At 62.7% G+C, this 23407-nt stretch carries 19 protein-coding genes; 12 read left to right on the top strand and 7 right to left on the bottom strand.

From position 1 onward, the window contains the following. Positions 1–61: 61 nt before the first annotated feature. From arnC to M5B96_RS20060, 8 genes are all read left to right on the top strand, one after another. Positions 62–1075 carry an undecaprenyl-phosphate 4-deoxy-4-formamido-L-arabinose transferase gene (gene arnC, locus M5B96_RS20095; RefSeq protein WP_248798593.1) on the top strand — a complete coding sequence of 338 codons (1014 nt, stop codon included), beginning with the start codon at positions 62–64 and terminating at the stop codon, positions 1073–1075. Continuing rightward, the gene (gene arnA / locus M5B96_RS20090; RefSeq protein ID WP_248798591.1) at positions 1072–3063 is read left to right on the top strand and encodes a bifunctional UDP-4-amino-4-deoxy-L-arabinose formyltransferase/UDP-glucuronic acid oxidase ArnA; all 1992 of its coding nucleotides are present in this window, start codon (positions 1072–1074) and stop codon (positions 3061–3063) included. The genes arnC and arnA overlap by 4 nt, the downstream gene beginning before the upstream one ends. After that, the gene (arnD, locus tag M5B96_RS20085; protein WP_248798589.1) at positions 3063–3947 is read left to right on the top strand and encodes a 4-deoxy-4-formamido-L-arabinose-phosphoundecaprenol deformylase; all 885 of its coding nucleotides are present in this window, start codon (positions 3063–3065) and stop codon (positions 3945–3947) included. Before arnA ends, arnD begins: the two co-directional genes overlap by 1 nt. Further along, complete coding sequence (gene arnT, locus M5B96_RS20080; RefSeq protein WP_248798587.1) at positions 3944–5593, top strand: lipid IV(A) 4-amino-4-deoxy-L-arabinosyltransferase; 1650 nt, start codon at positions 3944–3946, stop codon at positions 5591–5593. Before arnD ends, arnT begins: the two co-directional genes overlap by 4 nt. Then, positions 5590–5934, top strand: coding sequence for a 4-amino-4-deoxy-L-arabinose-phosphoundecaprenol flippase subunit ArnE (arnE, locus tag M5B96_RS20075; RefSeq protein ID WP_248798580.1), 345 nt, complete (start codon positions 5590–5592; stop codon positions 5932–5934). The genes arnT and arnE overlap by 4 nt, the downstream gene beginning before the upstream one ends. Further along, the gene (gene arnF / locus M5B96_RS20070; protein WP_248798578.1) at positions 5931–6338 is read left to right on the top strand and encodes a 4-amino-4-deoxy-L-arabinose-phosphoundecaprenol flippase subunit ArnF; all 408 of its coding nucleotides are present in this window, start codon (positions 5931–5933) and stop codon (positions 6336–6338) included. The genes arnE and arnF overlap by 4 nt, the downstream gene beginning before the upstream one ends. Then, entirely contained in the window at positions 6335–7696 is a 1362-nt protein-coding gene (locus M5B96_RS20065) for a UDP-glucose dehydrogenase family protein (RefSeq protein WP_248798576.1), read from the top strand. The genes arnF and M5B96_RS20065 overlap by 4 nt, the downstream gene beginning before the upstream one ends. A 140-nt stretch (positions 7697–7836) precedes the next feature. After that, on the top strand, positions 7837–9432 hold the full coding sequence (locus tag M5B96_RS20060; RefSeq protein ID WP_248798740.1) for an ArnT family glycosyltransferase: 1596 nt from the start codon (positions 7837–7839) through the stop codon (positions 9430–9432). Positions 9433–9538: 106 nt separating this feature from the next. Here the strand turns inward: M5B96_RS20060 and M5B96_RS20055 are convergent, their stop codons facing one another. From M5B96_RS20055 to M5B96_RS20025, 7 genes are all read right to left on the bottom strand, one after another. Continuing rightward, positions 9539–11386 (bottom strand): polyurethanase, encoded by a 1848-nt coding sequence (locus tag M5B96_RS20055; protein WP_248798574.1) that lies wholly within the window; start codon positions 11384–11386, stop codon positions 9539–9541. 25 nt (positions 11387–11411) lie between these two features. Then, positions 11412–12749, bottom strand: coding sequence for a TolC family outer membrane protein (locus M5B96_RS20050; protein WP_248798565.1), 1338 nt, complete (start codon positions 12747–12749; stop codon positions 11412–11414). 13 nt (positions 12750–12762) lie between these two features. After that, entirely contained in the window at positions 12763–14091 is a 1329-nt protein-coding gene (locus M5B96_RS20045) for an HlyD family type I secretion periplasmic adaptor subunit (RefSeq protein WP_248798563.1), read from the bottom strand. Next, the gene (locus tag M5B96_RS20040; RefSeq protein WP_318654855.1) at positions 14088–15869 is read right to left on the bottom strand and encodes a type I secretion system permease/ATPase; all 1782 of its coding nucleotides are present in this window, start codon (positions 15867–15869) and stop codon (positions 14088–14090) included. The genes M5B96_RS20045 and M5B96_RS20040 overlap by 4 nt, the downstream gene beginning before the upstream one ends. A 182-nt stretch (positions 15870–16051) precedes the next feature. Then, a complete protein-coding gene (locus tag M5B96_RS20035; RefSeq protein WP_248798562.1) occupies positions 16052–16441 on the bottom strand; it encodes an AprI/Inh family metalloprotease inhibitor in 390 nt (129 codons plus the stop codon). Positions 16442–16498: 57 nt separating this feature from the next. Beyond that, positions 16499–17947, bottom strand: a complete 1449-nt coding sequence (locus tag M5B96_RS20030) for a serralysin family metalloprotease (protein WP_248798561.1) — start codon at positions 17945–17947, stop codon at positions 16499–16501. A gap of 310 nt (positions 17948–18257) precedes the next feature. Beyond that, the gene (locus M5B96_RS20025) at positions 18258–19361 is read right to left on the bottom strand and encodes a P1 family peptidase (RefSeq protein WP_248798560.1); all 1104 of its coding nucleotides are present in this window, start codon (positions 19359–19361) and stop codon (positions 18258–18260) included. A 173-nt stretch (positions 19362–19534) separates the two neighbouring features. On the opposite strand from M5B96_RS20025, the gene M5B96_RS20020 reads away from it, so the two are divergent. The 4 genes from M5B96_RS20020 to M5B96_RS20005 all read left to right on the top strand — a co-directional run bounded on the left by M5B96_RS20020 (position 19535) and on the right by M5B96_RS20005 (position 23316). After that, positions 19535–20386, top strand: a complete 852-nt coding sequence (locus M5B96_RS20020; RefSeq protein WP_248798559.1) for an AraC family transcriptional regulator — start codon at positions 19535–19537, stop codon at positions 20384–20386. A gap of 51 nt (positions 20387–20437) precedes the next feature. Beyond that, positions 20438–21049 carry a LysE family translocator gene (locus tag M5B96_RS20015; RefSeq protein WP_248798558.1) on the top strand — a complete coding sequence of 204 codons (612 nt, stop codon included), beginning with the start codon at positions 20438–20440 and terminating at the stop codon, positions 21047–21049. 135 nt (positions 21050–21184) lie between these two features. Beyond that, a complete protein-coding gene (locus M5B96_RS20010) occupies positions 21185–22126 on the top strand; it encodes a choline ABC transporter substrate-binding protein (protein WP_248798557.1) in 942 nt (313 codons plus the stop codon). A 260-nt stretch (positions 22127–22386) separates the two neighbouring features. Continuing rightward, on the top strand, positions 22387–23316 hold the full coding sequence (locus M5B96_RS20005; protein WP_248798555.1) for an alpha/beta hydrolase: 930 nt from the start codon (positions 22387–22389) through the stop codon (positions 23314–23316). Positions 23317–23407: the final 91 nt, after the last annotated feature.

The following is a 23407-nucleotide window of genomic DNA, read 5'->3' as shown; positions in this document are numbered from 1 at the left end:
GCATGCTATCGGCTGGCTTGAAGCATCGCCGCACCATTGAAACCATTCTGGAAAGAAGCCTTTGAAACCTTATCCAATTCAGCGCGTGTCGATCGTTATCCCGGTCTATAACGAAGAACAGAGCTTGCCTGAACTGTTGCGCCGTACCGAAGCGGCCTGTGCGCAGTTGACCCAGGATGTCGAAATCATCCTGGTCGACGACGGCAGCCGTGATCGCTCCGCCGACATTCTCCAGGAAGCCGCCGAGCGTGAAGGCAGCCCGGTCATCGCCGTGATCCTGAACCGCAACTACGGTCAGCACGCCGCGATCATGGCCGGCTTCGAGCAATCCACCGGCGATGTGGTCATCACCCTGGACGCCGACCTGCAGAACCCGCCGGAAGAGATTCCGCGCCTGGTCGAACAGGCCGCCCTGGGCTTCGACGTGGTCGGTACCGTGCGCAACAATCGCCAGGACTCGGCCCTACGCCGCTGGCCGTCGCGCCTGATCAACCTGGCCGTGCAACGTTCCACCGGCGTCGCCATGAGCGACTACGGCTGCATGTTGCGCGCCTATCGCCGGACCATCGTCGACGCGATGCTGGCCTGCCGCGAGCGCAGCACCTTCATCCCGATCCTGGCCAACAGCTTTGCCCGGCACACCACCGAAGTGCTGGTGCAGCACGCCGAGCGCGAACACGGCGACTCTAAATACAGCCCGATGCGCCTGATCAACCTGATGTTCGACCTGGTCACCTGCATGACCACCACGCCCCTGCGGCTGTTGAGCATCATCGGCTTCACCATGGCCGGGCTCGGCGCGCTGTTCGCCATCCTGCTGGTGGTGCTGCGCCTGATCTTCGGCGCGGCCTGGGCCGGTGACGGTTCGTTCGTACTGTTTGCTATCCTGTTCGTCTTCACCGGCGGCCAGTTCATCGGCATGGGGCTCCTGGGCGAATACCTGGGTCGCATGTACAGTGACGTGCGCGCACGTCCGCGCTTCTTCATCGAGAAAGTGCTGCGTAGCCAGCCGTCTCCTGCCAGCGCTGCTGGTGATACCCCTTCTACTACTACCGCCAATCAGGTCGCACCATGAATCCGAAAGTTGTCGTCTTCGCCTATCACGATATTGGTTGCACCGGCATCGAGTCCCTGCTCGCCGCAGGTTACGACATCGCCGCAGTGTTCACCCATGCCGACGACCCGAAGGAGAACGCCTTCTACGGTTCCGTAGCGCAACTCTGTGCTCGCAAGGGCATCACCGTGCACGCCCCTGAGGATGCCAACCATCCCCTGTGGATCGAGCGCATCGCCAAGCTGAGCCCGGACTACATCTTCTCGTTCTACTACCGCAACCTGTTGAGCGAAGAGCTGCTGGCCACCGCCAAGAACGGCGCGTTCAACCTGCACGGCTCCCTGCTGCCACGCTACCGCGGTCGCGCACCGGCCAACTGGGTGCTGGTCAACGGCGAAAGCGAAACCGGCGTGACCCTGCACCGCATGGTCAAGCGTGCCGATGCCGGTGGCATCCTGGCGCAGAACCGCGTCGCCATCGACCGCGCCGACACCGCCCTGACCCTGCACACCAAGCTGCGTGAAAGCGCCGCCAGCCTGCTGAGCGAAGCCCTGCCACAACTGGCTGCCGGCAAGCTGAGCGAAACCGCCCAGGACGAGTCCAAGGCCACTTACTTCGGTCGCCGTACCCCGGCTGACGGCAAGCTGGTCTGGAAAAAGCCTGCCGAAGAGCTGTTCAACCTGGTTCGCGCCGTGACCCAACCTTACCCGGGTGCTTTCTGCGCCGTGGGCGAGCACAAGCTGATCGTCTGGAGCGCCGACGTCGTCAAGGGCAACGAAGGTCAGGCGCCTGGCCGCGTGATCAGCGTCGACCCGCTGCGCATCGCTTGCGGTGAAGACTCCCTGGTGATCAACGCCGGCCAGCGCAACGACAACGGCCTGTTTCTCAGCGGCCCGCAACTGGCCAACGAACTGGGCCTGGTGGACGGTTCCTTCCTGCGCGGCGCCGAGTCGGGCCGCAAGCCACGTTGCACCCGCGTACTGATCCTGGGCGTCAACGGCTTCATCGGCAACCACCTGTCCGAGCGCCTGCTGCGTGACGACAAGTACGAAGTCTACGGCCTGGACATCGGCTCCGACGCCATCGAGCGCCTGCGCAGCCACCCGAACTTCCACTTCGTCGAAGGCGATATCAGCATCCACTCCGAGTGGATCGAATATCACATCAAGAAGTGCGACGTGGTCCTGCCGCTGGTGGCCATCGCCACCCCGATCGAATACACCCGCAACCCATTGCGCGTATTCGAACTGGACTTCGAAGAGAACCTGAAACTGGTTCGCTACTGCGTCAAGTACAACAAGCGCGTGATCTTCCCGTCGACTTCCGAAGTCTACGGCATGTGCCAGGACGAGAACTTCGACGAAGACACCTCGAACCTGATCGTTGGTCCGATCAACAAGCAGCGTTGGATCTACTCGGTCTCCAAGCAATTGCTCGACCGCGTGATCTGGGCCTACGGCGCCAAGGGCCTGAACTTCACCCTGTTCCGTCCGTTCAACTGGATGGGTCCACGCCTGGACCGCCTGGATTCGGCGCGTATCGGCAGCTCCCGCGCCATCACCCAGCTGATCCTGAACCTGGTGGAAGGTACTCCGATCCGTCTGTTCGACGGTGGCGAGCAGAAGCGTTGCTTCACCGACATCGCCGACGGCATCGAGGCCCTGGCCCGTATCGTCGACAACGAGAACGACTGCTGCAACGGCCAGGTCATCAACATCGGTAGCCCGGACAACGAAGCCAGCATCCGTCAGCTGGGCGAAGAACTGCTGCGTCAGTTCGAAGCTCACCCGCTGCGCAGCAACTTCCCTCCGTTCGCCGGTTTCCGCGACGTGGAAAGCAAGGCGTTCTACGGTACTGGCTACCAGGACGTGTCGCACCGCAAACCAAGCGTCGAAAACGCCAAGCGCCTGCTGAACTGGGAGCCGACCGTCGAGATGAGCGAAACCATCGGTAACACCCTGGACTTCTTCCTCAAGGAAGCCATGCTCGAAATCGCGGACAAGCGCTGATGCAGGCTGGACTTCGCATCGATGTGGACACCTATCGCGGCACCCGTGAAGGGGTACCGCGGTTGCTGGAACTGCTCGACGAGGCCCAGGTCAAGGCAACGTTCTTCTTCAGCGTTGGACCGGACAACATGGGGCGCCACTTGTGGCGCCTCATCAAACCCCAGTTCCTCCTGAAGATGTTGCGTTCCAAGGCTGCCAGCCTTTATGGCTGGGACATCTTGCTGGCCGGCACTGCCTGGCCAGGCAAGCCGATCGGTCGGGATCTGGGGCATCTGATGCGCCAGACCCTGGCTGCCGGCCATGAGGTCGGCCTGCACGCCTGGGATCACCACGGCTGGCAGGCCAACGCCGGGCGCTGGAGCGAAGCCGAACTGATCGAACAGATCCGTCGCGGCGTCGACTGCCTGAGCGATATCACCGGGCAAGCCGTCGAATGTTCGGCCACCGCCGGTTGGCGGGCGGACGAGCGCGTCGTGCAAGCCAAGGAACACTTCGGTTTTCGCTATAACAGCGATTGCCGCGGGCACGGTCTGTTTCTGCCACGGTTGGCGGATGGCAGCCTGGGCACCCCGCAAATTCCCGTGGACCTGCCTACCTTCGACGAAGTCGTGGGTGCGGATCTGGCCGCGAAAGATTTCAATGCGTTCATTCTCGACCGGTTCAGCCCGGCGCGCCTGAATGTCTACACCATTCATGCAGAAGTAGAAGGGATTCTGATGGCAAACGAGTTTCGCCAGCTCTTGGCCCAGGCCAAGGCGCGCGACATCGAGTTCCAACCGCTGGTCAATCTGCTGCCGGCCCAACTGGATCGCTTGCCCGCCGGGCGATTGGTCCGTGGCACCCTCGGCGGCCGTGAAGGCTGGCTCGGGGTACAGCAGGGATGACCAGGCGCTGGGCTTTGCCGTTGCTGTTTCTCGCTTTTCTGCTGTTCTACCTGCTGCCACTGGTCACCCATGGCATGTGGATTCCGGACGAAACCCGCTACGCCCAGATCGGCCAGGAAATGCTCCGGCACGGCCACTGGGCGTCGCCGCATTTCATGGAGCTGCGCTACTTCGAGAAACCCATCGCCGGGTACTGGATGATCGCCATCGGTCAGGCCATCTTCGGTGAGAATTTTTTCGGCGTGCGCTTCGCCTCGGCCCTGAGCACCGGGCTGAGCGTGCTGCTGGTCTATCTGATTGCCGGGCGCCTGTGGAACAACGAACGCAAGCAGTTTGCCTGCGCCGCGCTGTACATGAGTTTCGGCCTGATCGCCGGGCAAGCCGGGTATGCCAACCTCGATCCGCAGTTCACCTTCTGGGTCAACCTGAGCTTTGTCGCCCTGTGGTTCGCCATCGACGGCAGCACCCCGCGGGCGCGCCTGTGGGCGTGGGTGGCCCTGGGCCTGGCCTGCGGCATGGGTTTCATGACCAAGGGTTTCCTCGCCCTGATGCTGCCGGTACTGATCGCCCTGCCCTACATGATCTGGCAGAAGCGTTTTCGCGAACTGCTGGGTTATGGCCTGGTGGCCGTGGCCGTGGCGGCGCTGATCAGCCTGCCCTGGGTCCTGGCGGTTCACCTCCAGGAGCCGGACTACTGGCGTTTCTTCTTCTGGCACGAGCATATCCGTCGTTTTGCCGCCGAAGACGCGCAGCACACCCGGCCGTGGTGGTTCTACCTGCCGATGATCGTGGTTTCCAGCCTGCCGTGGGCGCTGCTGTTGCCGATAACGCTGAAGGACGCCTGGCGTACCAAGAGTCAGCGCATCACTGTGTTCCTGCTGCTCTGGCTGCTGCTGCCGCTGGCGTTCTTCAGCCTCAGTCGCGGCAAGCTGCCGACCTATATCATGCCGTGCCTGATGCCCCTGGCGTTGCTGATGGGCCATTCGCTGATGGAGCGCATCAAGCTTGCCCAAGGCCAGGTTCCTCGCCTCAACGGCTTGCTCAACCTGGTACTGGGCCTGGCGGGACTGGCGGCGCTGGTGTATTTCCAGATCAAGCAGCCGTTCTACGATAACGAGCCGTTGCACCTGACCCTACTCTGCGTGTTCATCGGCAGCTGGATCCTGGTCAATCTCCTGCCCCTGCTCAAGCCGCTGACCTTCTGGGCCACACCGGCGTTGGGCATGGGCATGCTGGTGCTGTTGCTGCCGGCGGCGATGCCGAATGTCATCGTCCACAACAAGATGCCCGACCAGTTCATCGCCCACCATGCCGAGGAACTGAGCCAGAGCCGTCACTTCCTGAGCAACGACCTGGGTGCCGCTTCCGCGCTGGCCTGGCGCATGAAGCGCAGCGACATCACCCTCTACAACACCCAGGGTGAATTGCAGTACGGCCTGGGCTATCCGGAAACCGCCGGTCGCGCCCAGGACCTGAGCCAGATCCAGGCCTGGATGGACAACGCCCGCCGCGAAGGCCAGGTCGGCGTGGTGATGCGGGTCAAGGATCAGGACGAACTGCACGAGATCGACCTGCTGCCCAAGGATCATGTCCGCTATGAAGAAGGCAACATGGTCATCCTGATTTTTTCGAAGACCGCGCCATGACCCTGATCTTGCTGCTCAGCGCCTGCCTGCTGACGTGCCTGGGCCAAGTCGCCCAGAAATTCGCTGTCGAAAGCTGGCGCGGCCCGTCCCTGGGCCTCCTGCATAAACTGCGCTCGCCCTGGCTGTGGCTGGCGCTGGCCAGCCTCGGTTTCGGCCTGCTGGTCTGGCTGCTGGTCCTGCAACGGCTGGAAGTCGGGATTGCCTATCCGATGCTCAGCCTGAACTTTGTCCTGATCACCCTGGTGGCGCACTACCTGTTCAAGGAGTCGATCGACACCCGCCACTGGTTGGGCGTGGCGTTGATCATCGCCGGTGTGGTCCTGTTGGGGCGTCACGTATGAGCCAGGCGCGCGGCTTTACCCTGGCCAGCGGCAGCGTCCTGCTGGTCAGCGGCGCCCAGTTGGGCATGCGCTGGAGCATGACCCGCCTGCCGGAACCGGCGCAATGGCTGGACGCCCTGATGACTCAGGACGTATCGTTACTCGCCTTGGGCGTCGTCGCCGGGTCGATCCTCGCCTACGCCCTGTCCATGCTTTGCTGGCTGGCCGCCTTGCGCGACCTGCCATTGGGCCGTGCCTACTCGTTGCTCAGCGTCAGTTACGCGCTGGTCTACCTGCTGGCCGCCGGCCTGCCGTTTTTCAATGAAAGCTTCAGTCTTTCGAAATCGCTGGGAGTGGCCCTGGTCATTCTCGGCGTGTTAACGATCAACTCTCCACGTATACCCCGTCCTAGGGACTCCGTATGAAAATCAGCGTAATTGGTAGCGGTTATGTCGGTCTGGTACAGGCGACTGTGCTGGCCGAAGTCGGTCATGATGTCGTCTGCATGGACGTCGACCAGAACAAGATCGACTTGCTGCGCAAAGGCCACATCCCCATCTTCGAACCAGGGCTGGAGACCATGGTCAAGAGCAACCTGGAAAGCGGCCGCCTGCACTTCACCAGCGACGAGAAGCTGGCGATCGAGCATGGCCAGGTGCTGTTTATCGCCGTCGGCACGCCATCGGACGAAGACGGTTCGGCTGACCTCAAGTACGTCCTTTCGGTGGGCGATGCCGTGGTTCGCCACCGCGTCGAGCCGCTGATCCTGGTGGAAAAATCCACCGTTCCGGTCGGTACCGGCGACACCCTGCGCGCACATATCCAGGCGGCCCTGGACAAAGTCGGCCGGACCCTGGAATTCGATATCGTCTCCAACCCGGAATTCCTCAAGGAAGGTTCGGCGGTGGAAGACTGCCGTCGTCCGGACCGCATCGTCATCGGTTGCGAGCGCGAGGAAGTGCGCGAAGTGATGCGCGACCTCTACGCCCCGTTCAACCGCAACCATGACCGCATCATGTTCATGGACCTGCGCAGCGCCGAGCTGACCAAGTACGCCGCCAACTGCATGCTGGCGACCAAGATCAGCTTTATCAACCAGATCGCCGAACTGGCCGAACACCTGGGCGCGGACATCGAAGCCGTGCGCATGGGCATCGGCGCCGACCAGCGTATCGGTTACCACTTCATCTACCCGGGCTGCGGCTACGGCGGCTCGTGCTTCCCCAAAGACATGCGCGCCCTGATCCACAGCGCCCAGGCCGCCAATTGCTCGAGCGACCTGCTGCAAGCGGTCGAAGCGATCAACGAGCGCCAGAAGCACAAGCTGTTCGACCGTCTGAACGCGTTCTACAAGGGCGATCTGAAAGGCAAGACCTTCGCTCTCTGGGGCCTGGCGTTCAAGCCGAACACCGACGATATGCGCGACGCGCCAAGCCGCGTGCTGATGGAAGCCCTGTGGGCGGCCGGCGCCCAGGTTCGCGCGTTCGACCCGGAAGCCATGCAGGAAACCCAGCGCATCTATCCGGATGAGCCGGGCCTGTCGCTGATGGGCACGCCGGAATCGGCACTGGTCGGCGCCGATGCGCTGATCATCTGCACCGAATGGCAACAGTTCAAGGCCCCGGACTTCGAACTGATCAAGCAGCGCCTGAAAGCGCCGGTGGTCTTTGACGGCCGGAACCTGTTCGACGCCAACCGCATGCAGCGCAAAGGTTTCACCTACTTTGCCATCGGTCGCGGCGCCTCGCTGGACCTGCCGGTGACCCGTCACGGCATGGCGTGACATCCTGATTGAGAATACCTGGGTCGGTCCAGTGCATCGGGCTTATCCCAGATAGACAAACGACGCGGTCATTTCCAAAAAATGACCGCGTTTTCGTTCCTAACGGGCTCGCCCGTTTTTTCAGGTTCACGGCCGTGACATTGACGTCCTCATCCCGCAATACCCTGAATCGCCAATCCCTCGGCCTCGGCCTGCTGGCCCTGCTGCTGTTTGTTGCCGGCGTCTACCAGCAAGCCGCCATCGGCTTTGACTCGCGCTTCGTGCTGTTTGCCGAGGAAATGCTGCGCCACGGTCCGAGTTTCTTCCCGACCACCTATGGCGAGCCGTACCCGGACTATTCGGCGTTTTCCACACTGCTGATCTGGCTGCTGTCGCTGCCGTTCGGCACGGTCAATGCCCTCGCCGCCTGGCTGCCAAGCGCCCTGGCCTCGGCCTGGATCGTAGTGCTGATGTACCGGCTGGTGGCCCCGCATTCGCCACGTTGGGCGCTGCTGAGCATCGCCTTGCTGTTGCTGACCAATAATTTCCTGATCGAAACCCGCGCGGTTTCCCTCGACCAGATGCTCGCTGCCGTGTCACTGGCGGTGTTCTACCTGGGTTATGCCGCCAGATACTATGGCGCGCCGAAACGCAGCGTGCTGCTCCTGGCGCTGCTGGTGCTCGGTTTTGCCATTCGCGGCCCCATGGGCCTGGTGATCCCCACCGGCATGCTGTGCAGCTTCTACCTGCTCAGCGGTCAATGGCGTCGGCTGTTCGTGTTCGGCTTCCAGGCCCTGTTCCTGCTGGCGGCCTGCATCGGCCTGCTGTTGTGGCTGGCTTCGCTGGATGGTGGCCCGGCCTTTCTCCAGGAAGTGATCCGCATGCAGTTCACCGGCCGCATGGACGGCTCGGCGGGTTCCAGCGGCACGCTGTATTACTTCAGCAGCGCTTTTGGCAACTACGCCCTGGCGTATCCGTTGGCGGTACTGGTGCTGGTCGCCATTCTGGCAACCGGTCGCCAGCATCGCGGACCGGCCTTGCAACTGACCCTCTATGCGGTCGCGGCAGGGCTGATCGTGATGCTTGGTTTGTCGGTGCCCCAGGCGAAAAAAGCCCGTTATATCCTGCCGATGGTGCCGATGGCGGCGATCGTCGCGGCCTATCCGTTCCAGGTTGAAAAAGGCCGTCTGTTTGCCTGGCTGCGTGGGTTGATGCAAGGTCTCTGGCTGATCCTGCCCGGCCTGCTGATTGCCGGAATGTTCATGTTGCATCGGCGCTTTCCTGAGGAACTGCCGGACCTGGGTGTCGCCCCCTATCTGGTCGGGGTCTTGCAGGTCCTCGCCGTGGTGCTGCTGTTCAACGGCCGCTGGCGCGCCCTCGGGCTGGCCGGTTGCGCGGTGCTGGCACTGTGGAGCAGTTATATCCTGATCGTCGAGCCGACCGAACGCGTGGCCTACGATACCCGCGCCTTTACCCAGGCCACCCAACAGTTGATGCGCAAGGACCCGGCGCCGCTGGTCATGCACGCGGTGGGCAAGGATGGGCGGGCGATCAAGTTCATGGTCAATGCCGAAGGCGATCTGCAGCCGATCTTCACCGAAACGCCCGAGCAGCTTCAGGGCGTGGCGCGACCGGCCTGGGTGATGATGGACAAAGGCACTTTCGATGCGCTGAAAGGCACCGCCGTCGGCGATCTGGTGCCCGTGCTCAGCCAGCGGTTCGACAAGAACGATTATGTGTTGCTGAAGCTGCCGTAGCGCAGCCTTGCGGCGAATAGAGAACTTGTGGCGAGCGGCTTGCCCGCTCGCCACATAGACTTCAGCCAGGCTTGAGATCAGTGTTCAAGCCCCGCCCATGACGCGGTCAGGCGATCACCACACTCGCCCCCTTCAGCACATCCAACCCTACCCCCACCAACGTCACCGAATCCGCCCCGAAGGTCAGCACCGTATCGTGCCCCACCACCCTGGCATGCTCCTGGATAGTGTGCCCCTGGGAATCGGCATAACCCATGAACACCAGTTTGTCGGACGCCTGGAAGCCGGTGATCTTGTCCTGGCCGAACGACCCGTTGAAGCCGTTGAACAGGAAGGTATTACCCCCGCCCTTCGCGTCCATCAGGTCATTGCCGGCCCCACCGATAAACAGGTTGCCGCCCTTGGCCGCACCGATCAGGTGATCGTCGCCGCCATTGCCCAGCAACCACTCTCCCGAAGACTTCGCGGTCAGGGTATCGGCACCATCACTACCCACCTGCGAGTTGACATAACTCCCCTCTGACAGACTCTGGTTCCCCACCACATGGGCCACGTCCTTGTTGAAGAACACCAGGCTCGACTCCTTGCTGACCAGCGTACCGATATTCTGGGCGATGCTGATCCCGCCGCTGGCATCGCGGATATACAAGGTGCCGTGGCCGTCATTGGCGATATCGAAGCTACTCAGGGATTTCTGCAGGTCGAAGGTGTTGTTGCCCTTGCCGCCCAGGATGATGTTGTAGCCACCGTCATCCCTGAAGGTGTCGTTACCACCGCGCCCTTCGATGTAGTCATTGCCCCGCCCGCCCTTGAGCAGGTCATTGGCGTCGCTGCCAATGATAAAGGTGCTGCCACTATGGGTCTCGGCGTTACGATTGAGATCCTGCACCCAGGTCTTGTCCCGCGCCGGGTCCGACAGGTTGGCGACGACAATGGTCGAATCCTTGCTGGTCAGGTCATAGAACTGCGACCCCAGCACCCGATTCAGGCCATCGCCATAGGCCGTCGGCAGGTGGGAAATCCAGGTGGCGACATTGCCGATGGAAAACGGCAGCACGTTCCAGGCATCGGACGCGTAATGATCGTTGAAACTGACGATATTGTTGGTCGCCGAAGCCTTGTTCGCATCATGTACACCCAAGGTCGCCAGGCTCAGGCTGGAGCCGTCGAGGGCGCGGAATACCGGGTCGTTTTCATAACCGATATTCAGCACCTGGGTGCCCGCACCGCTCTGGGTCGGCGAGGCGAAGGCGATGTAGTTGGCATTCTTGTAGAAGCCGCCCCAATGGTCCTTGCTCAGGTCGGCCACGCTGTTGACCGCCAGCCCGCCCAGGCTGTGGCCGCTGACCAGCACGTCCTTGCCGGACAGGCCGTTGGCGGCGGCAAAGCTCGCCACGCTGTTGAGCAGGCCCTCGAAGGCATTGGCGCTGTAGTTCTTCGCGTAGTCCTTGGGCCCGATGGCCGCCAGCAAGTCGTTGATCGCATCGCCGATGGAATCGCTGATCAGCGTTTCCCGTGGGCCGCTGGTGCCACGGAAGGACACACCGATCTCGGTCAGGTGCCCGCTGGCGTCGTACTTGCCAAGGATTTCCGCCTGCGCCGTGGTGTAACCGGCCTGTTCGCCATAGAAGGTGCCGCGGGCGTCGGTCTTGCCGCCGTAACCCAGTTGCGCGGCGCTGATGGGCGTCCAGCCGGCGGCCTTGACCGCCGCCAGCGCGGCTTTCTCCGAGTCCGGGTTCCACGGCACCCCGGGAATGACCCCCTGGGCATCCGTGCCGCCGATCAGGGCCTTGACCAGGGTCGCCGGCAGGCCCAGGCCGAAACCGTTCTGCTGGTAGCCCACGGCAAAGCCGTTGTCGAGGTTGTGGTAGGAGTACAAGGTGATCGCCAACGCATCGGAATACAGCGCTTTCGAAGCCTCGGTTCCTACGCTTTTATAGTCAAATACACCCATGGTATTGCCTCCTTGCTGGTTGGAATTATTGCCCTATGAAGGCCTCGTCGACCCTGGCCAAATCGGTTTCGCGCAAGGTGCCCGCGTAGTAATGCAACTTGGTCCAGGCCATCAAGTAGTCATAGCGCGCCTGGGCCAGGTCGCGGCGGGTGCTGTAGAGCTGCTGCTCGGCGTTCAGCGCATCGAGGTTGACCCGCTCGCCGCCGAGGATGCTCTGCTTGGTCGAGACCACCAGGGCTTCGGCCGAACTCAAGGCCTTCTGATAGGCGCGCAGCTTGCTCACCCCCGACAGGCAGGCGCTGAACTGACGGCGCAGCTCGATCAGGGTTTCGCGGGTCTTGCCGTCCAGCTCGTATTCGGCCTGCTCCAGATTGGCACTGGCCTGGCGTACCGACGCCGAGACCCCGCCACCGGCAAACAGCGGCACGTTCACCTCGAAACCGATGGTGTTGGTGTCGTAACGCTGGTTGTAGGTGTTGCCACTGTCGGATTCGCTCTTGCGCACGCTGGCATAGGCATTGAGCTTGGGCAGGTGCCCGGCGCGATTGCGTTCCACTTCATAACGGGCGACTTCGAGGGCCTGGCGCTGGGACGCCAGGATCGGGTTGTTCTCCAGGGCCATGGCGTGCCAGGTGTCGAAATTCGCCGGTTCCAGGGGAAACGACTGGAAAGCCTGGGCCAGCGGTGCCAGTTCGGTAACATCCACCGACGCCACGCCGATCAGCGCCCCCAGCTCGCGCAGGGCGGCATCCTGCTCGTTGCGGGCTTCGATTTCCTCGGCGGTGGCCAGCTCGAAACGCGACTCGGCTTCAAGAATATCGGTACGCGTACCCTCGCCCTGGCGGAACAGATGCTCGTTCTGCTGGAACTGCTCCTCATAGGCTTTCTTGCGCGCCTGGGCGATCTCGATCTGGTCCTGGGCAAACAATGCCTTGGTGTAGTAGGTCAGGACCCGCACCAGCAGTTCCTGGCTCTTGCCGCGAAAGGTTTCATCGGCGAACAACGCCTGCGCCACGCCCTTGCGGTAATTGGCGTAGGCCTCGTAGTCGATCAGCGGTTGTTGCAGCATCAGCGTGGAGCCGGAGCTGGTGTAGCGGCGGTCCTCGTGGGCATTGCCGCGCTCACTGAGGTAGGTGGCCCGCGAATCGTTGCGGCCCTGGTTGTAGTTGTAGGAAATTTTCGGCAACAGGCCGGCGCGGCCAATGGCGCGGTTTTCCTGGCCGGCATCGCGCTCCTTGAGCGCGCCGAGGAATACCGGGTCATTACGCAGCGCCTGCTCGTAGACCTGGAACGGCCCCATGGCCTGGCTGCCGGTGCTGACCAACAGCGACAGCGTTGCCACGATCATCGACAGTGTCTTCATTCGGTGCAGCATCCTATTGCTCGGTCAGCGCGGAACCCGCGCGGTCCAGCAGCGGTTTGAACAGATAGTTGAGCAGCGAGCGCTCGCCGGTACGCACGAACATCTCGGCGGGCATGCCCGGCTTGATCACCAGCCCGTGGAGCTTTTCCAGGGCCATGTCGCTCACCGAAGTACGCAGCACGTAATACGGCGCACCGGTCTTTTCATCGAGCAACTGGTCGGCGGAGATCAGGCTGACTTCGCCGGGCACCCGTGGGGTACGACTCTGATTGAAGGCGGTGAACAGGATGTCCACGGGCAGATGGCTGCCGACCTTGTCCACCAGATTGACCGGCAGATGCCCCTCGACTTCCAGGCGCTCGCCCTGGGGCACGATCTCCAGCAGGGTTTCCCCGGCGCGGATCACCGCGCCTTCGGTGTGCACGCCGAGGTTGACCGCGATGCCCTCGGCCGGCGCGATGATCTCGCTGTGCTGCAAATCGAAACCCGCCGAGCGCAACTGCTGCTCCAGGGTCAGGCTCTTGAGCTGGGCCTCGGCCAACTGGCCGCGGACTTCCTTCTGGTACTCCTCGGCGTGTTGCGAAAGTTTGAGCCGCGACTCGACAATGCCCTGCTCGACCCGCCCGCTTTCGCCGCTGTTCTGTGCCAGGTCCTGTTGCACCTGGGACAGCTGGCGCTGGTAGTCCAACAGGCGATTGCGTGGGATATAGCCGTTGTCCGCCAGCGGTTTGAGGTTGTCCAACTGGCTGCGCAGGGAGTCGGCGCGGGCCAGCATGTCGTTGCGTGCCCGGCGCATGCCGGCCAGTTGCGAGCCGGCGCCATCGATACTGGCGCGAATGCCAGCCTGCTCACGGAAAAAGGCTTCGCGACGGCTGCTGAACAGTTGTCGCTGGCCTTCGAGGACCAGCGCCAGGCGCGGGTCGGCATCCGTGCTCAACTCGGGCGGAAACACCACCCGGGGCAGATTGTCGCGCTCGCTCTGCCAGCGCGCCTGGCTGGCCCAGGCCATGCGGTACTGGGCCTGCAGCGATTGCACATCGGCCGACAGCTGGGTCTGGTCGAGGCGAAACAGCGGCTGGCCCTGATGCACCACTTGCCCTTCGCGCACCAGGATCCGGCTGACCACGCCGCCGCCGAGGGATTGCACAGCCTTGCGCTTGCCGGACACCACCACCGTGCCCTGCACGGCAATACCCTGGTCCAGCGGCGCCAGCGCCGCCCAGAGAAAGAAGCCGCCGGCGCCCACCAGCGCCAACAGCCAGCCCATGCGGGCAAAGAACCGGGCGTCGTGCTCGCGGTATTCAACAGGGGGACTGATCTGCATCGTGCTGTCCTTGCTCATGCGCCGCTGCTGCGCGTCGGCGCCGGATACTGTCGGTTCAGGCTGACGCCGGTCGGGGCGGCAGTCTCGCGGACCGGTTGTGCTAGGGGCTGGGCGCCGGCCGATAGCGCCTTGAGCACATCGGCACTGCTGCCGAAGGCTTGCAGGCGGCCTTCGTTGAGCACCAGCAACTTGTCCGCCTGGGTCAAGGAGCTGGAACGATGGGTCACCAGGACCACCGTGCTGCCCCCGGCCTTGAGCAGGGCAATCGCCTGGGTCAAGGCGGTTTCCCCGACCACATCGAGGTTGGAATTGGGTTCATCCAGCACCACCAGGCGCGGACTGCCATAGAGCGCACGGGCCAGCGCCACGCGCTGTTTCTGTCCGCCGGACAGGCCGCTGCCGTCTTCTCCCAGCAGCGTATCGTAGCCCTGGGGCAGGCGCAGGATCAGTTCATGTACCCCGGCCTGGCGCGCCGCCTCGACCACTTTCACTGAATCGACCTCGGCAAACCGCGCGATATTCTCGGCAATGGTGCCGCTGAACAACTCGATGTCCTGGGGCAAGTAACCGATATGCGGACCGAGGTCGTCGCGGTCCCAGCGATGCAGGTCGGCACCGTCCAGGCGCACGGTGCCGCCGAGGGTCGGCCAGACGCCCACCAGCACCCGGGCCAGGGTCGACTTGCCCGAACCCGAGGCGCCGAGCACCCCCAGCACTTCGCCGGGGGCCAGGCTGAAGCTCACCAAGTGCAAGGTCGCGCCACGCTTGCCCGGCGGTCCGGCGCTGACCTGTTCAAACGCCACCTGGCCCTGGGGCGCGGGCAGGCTCATCTGCCCTTCCTCCTCCGGAAACTCGCGCAACAGGCCGTCCAGGCGCTGATAGGCGAGCTTGGCCGTGCTCCACTGTTTCCACACCGCAATCAACTGGTCGATGGGACTGAGCACCCGTCCCATCAGGATGGAGCCGGCGATCATCATCCCGGCGGTCATCTCGCCCTTGATCACCAACAGCGCCCCCAGGCCCAACACCAGCGATTGCAGGCACAGGCGCGACATCTTGCTCAGGGAGGTAATCACCGCCCCGGTATCGCTGGCGCGGTTCTGCCGTGCCAGGAATCGCGAGTGCACCTGGAACCAGCGCTTGCGCAGCACGCCGAGCATGCCCATGGCCTGGATGGTCTCGGCGTTGTGCAGATGACTGGTGGCCAGTTGAGTCGAGCGTTGCGAATAACCGCTGGCTTCGCTCAAGGGCTTTTTGGTCATCGATTCGTTGAGGCAGGCCAGGGCAATCAGCAGCAAGGCCCCGACACTGGCGAAGCCCCCCAGCCAGGGGTTGAACAGGAAGATCACCAGCAGGTAGATGGGAAACCACGGCGCGTCGAAAAAGGCGAACAGCGCCGGCCCGGTGAGAAACTGGCGAATCTGCGTCAGGTCGCCGAGGGCCTGGCCGGCGTGACCTTCGCCGCGCAACAGGTTGCGCTCGAAGGCCGCCTGGTAGACCCGCAGGTTCAAGCGCCGCTCCAGCGCGCTGCCGATGCGGATCACGATGAAACTGCGGACCACTTCCAGCAGCCCGATAAAGGCAAAGAAACCCACGACCATGATGCTCAGCATCACCAGGGTGGTTTCGTTCTGCGAGGTCAGTACCCGGTCATAGACCTGGAGCATGTAAATCGACGGCACCAGCATCAGCAGGTTGATCAACGCAGTGAAGCAGCCGACGCTGAACAGAATATTTTTATAATCGCCGAGCACACGGATCAAAGGTGTCCCGGACATCATTTTCGGCGGGGTCATCTATCTTCCTTGAAATTTACGGACAGCCGAGTACATACCTTTATCCGATGGCGACGAGCCGCTCGGAAACATAGGTACTTTCAACATGAATCGTTCTTTCGCGATTCATAAAGACTGAACGACAAAGCAACTAATAAACACGGGGTAACAAGTTGCCGTTTAATCGATTTACCTCTGAATACTCATGATTTGTCGCGCACCAGTAGCAGAACGACGCCATTCCTCAGGCGCACTTCATAACGATCGGCCTTCTGCCGATTGAAGTGCACGATGCCGGTCCCTTCGACGCCATACAGCCACAGGCCATCGGGGGTCGGCTCCCAGTTGGCCGGGCGCTCGCCCAACCAGCCGGCGATGCACTCCAGGTCGCCACCCAGGCGCGGTGACTGCAATGCCAGGTCCAGCTCGCAGGCCTTGGGGTCTTCTCCTTCGGGGTACATCCACCACTGGCCGACAAGGGCCTCGGGGCTGGTCATGAGCAGGCTGCTCGCCATGGTGAGTTCTCCAAAAAACGCCAGAAACGCAGCCATCAGCCACGTCGAATAGGTACTGCGGACAAAAGTCTTGATCATGGGCATGGACTACCGGGCCAGAAGGCAGCGCTGCAGCGCTGCCCTTACCGCATCAACTCAAGCCACGATATCCGTGACCGCTGCCTGGCCCACGGTGGTCACCAGGAAATCGGCGACGCCGTGCCCGGAGAAGTCCACCGCCAGGGTACCCAGGTTGGTGCCCGAGGCATACGTCAGCACCGCATCGCCGGCATGCCCGGTGAATGCATTGACGAAGGTCAGGCCCGAACCATGGGTGATCCCGGACAAATCGATCTTGTCCTGGCCACTGGTGAAATCCATGATCCGGTCGGCCGCTTTCGGCGCCGAGTCGGAAACGGCGGCGAACACGAAGGTATCACTGCCCGAACCACCCCAGAGTTTATCGGCACCGCCAGCCCCGTAGAGGATGTCGTTGCCGGCGCCGCCACGCAGTTCGTTGGCCACGTCGTTGCCGATCAGCAGGTCATTGCCCGATCCGCCGATGGCGTTCTCGAGCGTGACGCCCTGGGCGATGGAGATATTGCCCACCATGCCGCCGACGTCGGAGAACGAAGCGTCATGCAGGTTGATCTTCTGGTTCTGGGTGAACCCGGAGAAATCCAGGGTGTCATTGCCGCCACCATCCCAGACCGAGAACACCAGCTTGTCCGAAGACGAAGTGGCGCTCAAATAGTCGCGACCAGCATTGGAGTTGAACCCATAGGTGGTATCACCGGAGCGGGTGCTGTAGTTGGCGCCATAGAGCTTCTGGATTGCCGCGATATCATCCATCAGCGGGCCCGAGGAATAAGCCTCGACCCCGCCTTTGCTGAAGTTCTGGCTGGTGTTGCTTTCGCTCCAGTAGCTCATGACGCTGTAGCCGCGGGTGTCCTGCCCATACGACGCGTCATTGTAGGTCGGGTTGCCTTCGCCGGCGTTGTAGTCGCCGGGATGAGCCAGGCCGAGGGTATGGCCGATCTCATGCGTCAGGGTCTGGCGACCGTAGTTGTTCAGGCCCGGCGTCTTGTTGACGTTGTAGCCGCTACCGGTCAGGTACCAGGACTGGCCGTCGAAGCCCGGCTCGGTACCCGGCAGGAAAGCGAATGCCGCCGCACCTTCCTGTCCGCCGCTATAGTTACCGAAGGTCATATGACCATCGCCTCCCTTCGCCGCCTCCGTGAAGGTCACATTGGCCACGTCCGCCCAGGATTGCATGGACAGCACGGCCTGCGACTTCTGCAACGCGCTGAACTGACTGAACCCGGTGACGCCCAGACCGCTGAAATTCGAGGTCTGGGAGGTCAGGAAGGTATAGGTCAGCTCGATCTTGCCGCTGCCGTTCAGATCGTGCCAGGCGGCACCGTCACGCAGCAATTGCGTGGCGGCCTGATCGACGGAGTAGGAGGGTTTGCCATTGACCGTGAGATCACCGCCACGGTCGTATTGATGGCTGAAGCTATCGATCTGGTTAAAGGCGGAACTTGTACCGCTGGCCGCCAGTGCCGCATCCGCAGAAACAATAGCCTTGGTTTTGACTTTTGACATAAACACACTTCCTTGTTTGCAAGTGAAACAGTTTTTGTCAGATAGCGACAATCCCTTGGCGAGATCATCCTATCACTCGCCCTTTTTGAAGGCAGCGAGAAACTGACACAATTTGAAATCAAACGTCCAGCGCTTTTTTTGATATCAAATCGCCTAAGTACGGAAAACACCTACAAACATTGGTCAAGGTCGTGAAAGTTTTTTCCGACAGTAACAGCTGACTCCTGCAAGCAGACTTCTGGAAAACTTCAAGTCACAAGAATGCATATGGGAAGTGCATCAATAAATGACCAGCCAGTCACTTTTATACTTATAAATTTCCCGTCCGACCGCAGGTTCTCAATGCATTCAGGACAACTTCGCCTTTTAACGCCGGCACCGCAGTTCCATCGGCCGCGCGCATATCCTCGCCGGCCAGCAAGGCATTGATGATCGCCTCCTCCACCGCTTCGGCCGCCGCCAGGAACAACGGCGAAATATGGTCGTTGTTGACCATCGCCAGCGGGCTGCTGAACGGCAGGTCCTTGCGCCCGTAGTCGGCAGGCGGCAGTTGTTCGTTGCCGGTGGCGAAAGCCAGGAAGATATCGCCGCTGGAGTCCTCGGTGCCGCCGCCGGTACGGGCGATACCGATGGCCGCCCGTTGCGCCAGGCGCTGGCATTGATGGGGCAACAGCGGAGCATCGGTGGCGAGGATCACCACGATCGAGCCCATGCCCGGGCTGCCACGGCGGGCAAAAGGCGAAGGGATGTCCAGCAACTGGCGACCGACCGGATAACCGTCCACCCGCAGCTCCTGGCGCTTGCCATGATTGGCCTGGACCAGCGCGCCGACGGTCCAACCGCCCTGCGCCGCCGCCAGGCGCCGCGACGAAGTGCCGATACCGCCCTTGAATTCGTGACAGATCATCCCGGTACCGCCGCCCACCGAGCCTTCGCTGACCGGCCCGGGCTTGGCGTCGGCCAGTGCTTCACGGACCTGTTCGGCAGCGACATGCTGGCCCCAGATATCGTTGAGCACTCCGTCGTAGGTTTCCATGACGACCGGCATGCACCAGTACACCGCCGGGTCCGCCAGGCTGTCGCGCTCGTCGGCGATCAGGGCGTCGCGTACCACACCCACGCTATGGGTATTGGTGATCGCCACCGGCGTGGTCAGCAGCCCGGCTTCGCGAATCCACTCCAGTCCCGTGGCATCGCCATTGCCGTTGAGCACATGGCAACCGGCGAAACAGGGTTGTTCGCGAGCCGCGCCGGCCCGTGGCTGGATCAGCGTCACCCCGGTGCGTACCTGCTTGCCGTCGACCTCGCTCTTCAGCGTACTGTGTCCGACCCGCACACCAGGCACATCGGTGATGGCATTAAGTGGCCCCGGTGTTCCCAGGCCCAGGGTGATTCCCCATTCACGTGCGCGCATAATCCCTCTCTGTCTGGGTGTTTGAAATGTGCCGCCACTCTAGGCCCTCGCTTCCCGCCCGCCAATTCCCCTATCGGGGTACTGTCGAGCCCGTGCACGGATCTTCTAGACTGGGACATGGCTGCCAGCATTCACTTAAGCACTGCATGATTGACCATGACTCCGGGAATCCCATGTCCAGCACCACCAACCACTGGATCGACCTGGCCCAGGACCGGGACACCGGCATCGAAACCCTGCGCGCGCGTTTCCAGGGTCATACCCATGCCTACGATGCCCACTGGCACGACAGCTACCTGGTGGGGGTTACCGAACAAGGCGTGCAGCAGTTCAATTGCCGGCGCACCCGCTACCAGAGCCTGGCGGGCAACGTGTTCCTGCTCGAACCCGGTGAGATCCATGACGGCGACGCGCCCACCGACGGCGGCTTCACCTACCGCACGATCTATCTCGACCCGCACTGGCTGGAACGCGAGCTGAGCGCACTGTTCGAGGAGGCCCCGGCGGGTAGCCAGTTGAGTTTTGCCACCACCCTGGCCACCGACCCGCGCCTGGCCCAGGCCACCAGCGCCGCGTTCCAGGCCATTCACACCCGGGAATTGCGGATTGTCCGGCAAAGCGCCCTCGACCGTCTGTTCGACAGCCTCACCGACCATCTGCACTGGCGTGCCCGCTACCGCGAGGACCCGCGCCTGCCGCGGGTCGCGCAGGTTGCCCGCGAGTACCTGCACGCCCATCTGCAACACGACCTGAGCCTGGATGAGGTCGCCGCCGTCTGCGGTGTCGACCGCTTCCGCCTGACCCGCGCCTTCAAGGCCGCCTATGGCCTGCCGCCGCATGCCTATCTGGTGCAGCTACGGGTGGCCAAGGCCCGGCAACTGCTGTCCCGGGGCGAAACCCCGGCGAACGTCGCCATGACCCTGGGTTTTGCCGACCAGAGCCACCTGGGCCGCTGGTTCGTGCGCGCCTACGGGCTGACGCCCGCCGCCTACCGCAAGCGTTGCTCAAATCTTCCAGACGCCTGAGGCGGCACACGGGAAGATCGCCGCATCGATCTTTCAGTGGAGCCCGCCAGCATGTTGTCCAGTCTTTCCAGCCTCCTGCCCTTTGTGCTCTTTGCCATCGTCGCCTCCGTCACCCCCGGGCCGAACAACATTCTGGTGCTGAGCAACAGTGCCCGCCACGGCCTCGCGGCGGCGCTGCCGATCATCCTCGGCGCCGGTGCCGGCGCGGCACTGATCGTCCTGCTGGTGGGCAGTGGTGTCGGTGAGTCGTTGACGCAGTTGCCCGAGGTCCGCACCGGCATGCAATGGCTCGGCATCGCCTGGCTGAGCTATCTGGCCTGGCGGATTTTCAGTGCCCCGGTCAACGCCATCGACCCCGAGGCGGCACCGGTAAAACGCCTCGGCCTGTTGGCGGCGGCCAGCCTGCAACTGATCAACCCCAAGGTCTGGATGATGGCCCTGGCGGTGGTCGGCGTATTCGCCGGCAACGGCACCGAGCGTCAGGCCCAGGTGCTGTCGCTGTCCCTGGTGTTCTTCCTCGTGTCGTTGCCGTGCATGAGCCTGTGGGCCGTGCTCGGGGTCGGCTCCGCGCGGCTGTTGCGCTCGCCCCTGGCGATGCAGCGGTTCAATCGCTGCATGGCGCTGTTATTGCTGGTTTCGACCTGGTTGAGCGTGCTGGTATAACGTGGGGGGTCGCCGCAGTGCAAAAGCCGGTCGCATTGGTGCGCTTTTGCCAGCACTCGGCTGCGTAACGTGGCCGGACGGTGCATGAAGACACCGACCTCCACAATAAACGACCTGCCGCGAGACCTGCGTATCATGAAAAGACTGTTCAACAGCTGTCTGTTCCTCTGCGGTACCGCCCTCCTGAGCACCAGCGTGCTCGCCTCCGAAGACGCTTCCTGCAAGACCGTGCGCATGGGCGTGGTCAACTGGACCGATGTGATCGCCACCAGTGGCATGGCTGACGTACTGCTCAACGGACTGGGCTATGAAAGCAAGCAGACCAGCGCCGTGCAGCAGATCATCTTTGCCGGGATCCGTGACAAGCGCCTGGATATCTTCCTCGGCTACTGGAAGCCGGCCATGGACAAGAACATCGCGCCGTTTGTCGCCGCCAACCAGGTCAAGGTCCTGGCCCAGCCCAGCCTGTCCGACGCCCAGGCCACCCTGGCCGTACCGCAATATGTGGCTGACGCGGGGCTGAAGACCTTCGCCGATATCGCCAAGTTCAAGGACAAGCTCGGCGGCAAGATCTATGGCATCGAGCCCGGCAGCGGCGCCAACACCACCATCAAGACCATGATCGACACCGACCACTTCGGCCTCAAGGGCTTCAACCTGGTGGAATCCGGGGAAGCCGGGATGCTCGCGGCGGTGCAACGGGCGGTCAACCGCAAGGAGTTCGTGGTCTTCGTCGGCTGGACCCCGCATCCGATGAACATCAACATGAAAATCACCTACCTGACCGGCAGCGAAGACGTCTACGGGCCTAACGAGGGCGCGGCCACCGTGTCCACCGTCACTGCCCCGGACTACGCCCAGCGCTGCCCGAACGTCAACAAGCTGCTGGAGAACCTGACCTTCAGCGCCGCCCAGGAAAGCCAGTTGATGGTACCGATCATGGAGCGCCAGACGCCCCAGGACGTGGCGAAGAAATGGCTGCGCGATCACCCGGAAGATCTGCAGAAGTGGCTGAGCGGCGTGACCAGTTTTGATGGCAAGGATGGCGTGGCGAGCGTGCAGGCCAGTTTGAAATAACGCCGATTGCAGGAGCGGAGCTGCGGTGTTTGTGTGGGAGCGGTGCTTGTTGGATCGCCACGCCGCCGCGAAGCTTTTGGCGCCCTAGGGGCCTCTTCGCGGGCAAGCCCTGCTCCTACAGTTCGGTGTCGGATACAGATCTTGTGCACGCCACGGACCGGTAGGAGCAGGGCTTGTCGGATCGCCGCAACGCCGCGAAGGGGCCCTCAAGATCGCCGCCACAGGTTCTCCTGACACCTCGTACAGAACTGAGACTGCGCATGACCGATTACCCGCTTTCCCCCCAACTCAGCGCCTTTGTCGCCAAGACCCTCGGTTTCAACTCCCCGGACAGCACGATCAATGGCCTGCGCATCGGCTACAGCGAGATGTGCCAGGCGTTCACTCCAGTGCGTCCGGCGAACGTCAGCATCCGCGAACAACTGATCGACCAGGTGCCCATTCGCCAATACCGTCCGACTTCAGCAGCCCCCGCCAACGGCTGGCCCAGCGTGCTCTACCTGCACGGTGGCGGCTGGGTTGTCGGCGACCTCGATTCCCACGACTTCATCACCGCTGAGCTGGCGTCCCGGCTCAACGTCGTGATCATCGCCGTCGACTATCGGCTCGCTCCGGAGCAACCCTTTCCAGCGGCCTTCGATGATTGCCTGACGGTATGGCGCGGCTTGCAAGCGGACGCCGCGACCTGGCAACTGGACCCGCGACGCATGGCGATTGCCGGCGACAGCGCCGGGGGCAATCTCGCCGCCGCCGTATGCCTGGCCCTACGCGATGCCGGCCAGGCGCAGCCACGGCTGCAAGCACTGATCTATCCGGGACTGGGTGGCGACGAACGACTGCCCTCGCGCACCGAATGCGCCGACGCCCCGCTGCTCAGCACCAGCGATGTACACTGCTATCACGCCTTGTACCTGCCGGGCACGGTCAAGCCTTCGGCCTATGCGATGCCGCTGTTGGCCACCGATCTGCGGGGCCTGGCCCCGGCGTTTATCGCCGTGGCGCAATTCGACCCCCTGCGCGATGACGGCGTGCAGTACTCCGAGCGCCTTGAGGCGGCCGGCGTCGCCGTGGACTTCCATCCCGGCCACGGCCTGGTGCATGGCTGCCTGCGGGCCCGCGGCCTGGCGCCGGAAGTCGACCTGCTCTACACAAAACTCCTGGCCGCATTACATCGCTCGCTGGACCTGTAATCGACCTGGCCGGCAAAAGTTACTTGACGGCCACCCTTGCCTTGAGTTCTTCTGAAACCGGTTTCAGTGTCAACGCACGAACCGCCTGCTG

It is taken from the genome of Pseudomonas sp. MWU13-2105 (assembly GCF_023242315.1).
In the GTDB taxonomy this organism is placed as follows: Bacteria; Pseudomonadota; Gammaproteobacteria; order Pseudomonadales; family Pseudomonadaceae; genus Aquipseudomonas.
This window is presented reverse-complemented; position numbering and strand designations above follow the sequence as displayed.